The sequence below is a fragment of the Arthrobacter agilis genome, assembly GCF_002953615.1.
Classification (GTDB): Bacteria; Actinomycetota; Actinomycetes; order Actinomycetales; family Micrococcaceae; genus Arthrobacter_D; species Arthrobacter_D agilis_B.
This window is the reverse complement of record NZ_CP024915.1, coordinates 3,425,033-3,427,424: the sequence shown is the minus strand read 5'-3', so window position 1 is coordinate 3,427,424 and position 2,392 is coordinate 3,425,033. Positions and strand designations below refer to the sequence as shown.

1 protein-coding gene and 2 pseudogenes are annotated in these 2,392 nt (G+C 70.8%); 2 read left to right on the top strand and 1 reads right to left on the bottom strand.

Annotated features, from left to right (window positions below):
* Positions 1-648, top strand: a pseudogene (locus CVO76_RS16890) (hypothetical protein); the annotation flags it as partial.
* Here CVO76_RS16890 and CVO76_RS16885 read toward each other — a convergent pair.
* Positions 623-1,891 carry a multidrug effflux MFS transporter gene (locus tag CVO76_RS16885; protein WP_208740217.1) on the bottom strand — a complete coding sequence of 423 codons (1,269 nt, stop codon included), beginning with the start codon at positions 1,889-1,891 and terminating at the stop codon, positions 623-625. The pseudogene CVO76_RS16890 and the gene CVO76_RS16885 sit on opposite strands and share 26 nt — an antisense overlap.
* Positions 1,892-2,074: 183 nt before the next feature.
* On the opposite strand from CVO76_RS16885, the pseudogene CVO76_RS16880 reads away from it, so the two are divergent.
* A pseudogene (locus CVO76_RS16880) lies at positions 2,075-2,392 on the top strand (hypothetical protein); the annotation flags it as partial.

Here is a 2,392-nt window from a genome sequence, read left to right as displayed (position 1 = left end):
GCGCCTGGCCGGCCGGCCATCGCCTCCGCCTTCCGCCAGGGCGCCTCACGCGTGTTCGCGATCGACGGCGTCGAGACCCGCCTCGTCCAGGCGCTCGGCCAGAACGCCGAGGTCGTCGACTTCAACCGCGAGGATCCGGTGCAGGCCCTGATGGACGCCACGCTGGGCATCGGCGTCGATGCCGTCATCGACGCCGTGGGCGTGGACGCCCAGCGCCCGTCCTCCGGCCCGGCGGCGGCGGACGGCGAGCAGCAGGCGGAGCAGTTCGCCCGGGAGGTCGCGGAGGTCGCCCCCACCACGAATGCGCAGGGCGGGAACTGGGTGCCGGGGAACGCACCCTCCCAGGTGTCCCGGTGGAGCGTGGAGACCGTCCGGAAGTACGGCCGCATCGGGATCATCGGGGTCTACAGCCCGCAGATGATGACCTATCCCATCGGCCAGGCGATGAACAAGAACCTCACGATACGCATGGGCAACTGCGATCACCGCTCGGTCACGCCGCCGCTGCTCGACCTCGTCGCGTCGGGGGTCTTCGATCCGACGAAGTTCATCACCCAGCACGAGCCGCTAACCGACGTCGTCGACGCCTACCTGACCTTCGACCGGCGCGAGGAGGGCTGGCTCAAGACGGTACTGACGACGGCGTAGGCGTCCGCCGCACTCCGAGCACGAGGAGGAGGGCGGCCACCACCGCGCACGCCAGCATGACCACGGCGGTGGGCACGGGCGAGGACAGCCCGAACGCTCCGGTGAGGGGGGCGATCACGGCGGCACCTGCCATGTTGGACGCGCCCAACAGGGAGGCGGCGGTGCCGGCACGGAGGCCGTGGTGCTCGAGCGCCGTGGCCTGCAGGGCCGGATTGACCAGGCCGAACGATGCCGTGAAGCCCATGACCGGCGCCATCAGTCCCCACAGGCCGAGGTGCGGGGCGAACCCGACGCTCAGGAGCAGGACGGCGGCGGCCACCACCAGGGCCACCGCACCGACGCGCACGGCGAGGACCGGCGAGGCCCGTCGCGCCACCAGGCCTCCCACCTGCGCCCCGACGACCATGAGGGCGCCCTGGGCGCCGAACAGCAGGGCGTAGGCGGACGGGCTGAGCCCGAAGACCTCCTGCAGCAGGAAGGCGCTGCCGGCCATGAAGGACATCATCGCGGCGAAGAGCAGCCCGCCGGCCACGGCGACGGACCGGAACCGGGCGTCCGAGGCGAGGCTGCGGTAGTCGTCCCGGAGGCGGACGCCCTTCCGGAGCAGCCGGCGGTCCCGCGTGTGCGTCTCGTTCCGAAGCAGGATCCTGCCCGCGACACAGAGCAGGACGACGCCGTAGCCGAGGAGTGTCCAGAACAGTCCCCGCCAGCCGACCACCTGGAGGAGCTGGGCGCCGAGGGCGGGGGACGCCACCACGAACACGCCGGAGACGATGGACAGGCGGGCGAGGAAGACCAGCAGGCGCCTGCCCGTGTACAGGTCACGGACGATGGCCAGGGCGATGACCGCACAGGCCGCCGACCCCATGCCCTGGAGGGCCCTGCTCGCGATGAGCCAGGCCATGGTGGGAGCAAGGGCGCACGCAGCCGTCGCGATGCAGTAGACCACGATCATCACCGCCAGGGGGCGCGCCCGTCCGACGGCGTCCGACACCGGTCCGGAGGCCAGCTGACCGATGCCCATGCCGATGAAGGCCGCTGTCAGGGTCAGCTGGACGGCGGACTCGTCGGCGCCGAACTCGCGGCGGATCGCAGGGAACGCGGGCAGGTACAGGTCCATGGTGAGCGGCCAGATCACCTGCAGCATCGCGAGCGCCGCGACGAGGAGGAGGACCCTCGGGTGCGGAGCGTCCCGGCGGACGTCCTTCCCCGAGCGTGCGAGGAGGTGCGGGGTGGAGCCCATGAGAATTGCCTGTTCTGTGGATAGCGCTTTCCCTGCCATCCTCGCCCATCCCCGGCCGCGAGGCCAGGACCTGCCATGCAATCGCCGTAGGGCCGGCCAGGGCGTCGACGGAAAACTTCCCTCGCTCCCCCTCGCGTGGTGGTCTAGATTCGGAAGCACGCAGTCCACCGAAGGGAGAACGGCATGAAGAACAAGATTGTTTTCGGAGCAGGCATGGCGGCCGGTTACGTCCTCGGCACCCGCGCCGGCCGTGGGAGCTACGAGCAGATCAAGACGAAGGCCCAGCAGCTGTGGAACAACCCGAAGGTGCAGGACACCGTCGCGTCGACCACCGGAACCATCAAGAGCAAGGCGCCCGCGGTGCAGGACTCCCTGAAGGGTGCGCTGAAGAAGGGCGGCTCGGGATCCGACGACGGCGCCAAGAAGCCGTCCGAGCCGGGCGTGGCCGTCGGCGCGAGCGGGGATCTCCCCCTCGATGTCCCACCGGTCGTCACCGCCATG

Coding starts and splice junctions, on each gene's coding strand:
- CVO76_RS16885 (WP_208740217.1), bottom strand. CDS start 1,891: ATGGGCTCCACCCCGCACCTCCTCGCACGCTCGGGGAAGGACGTCCGC.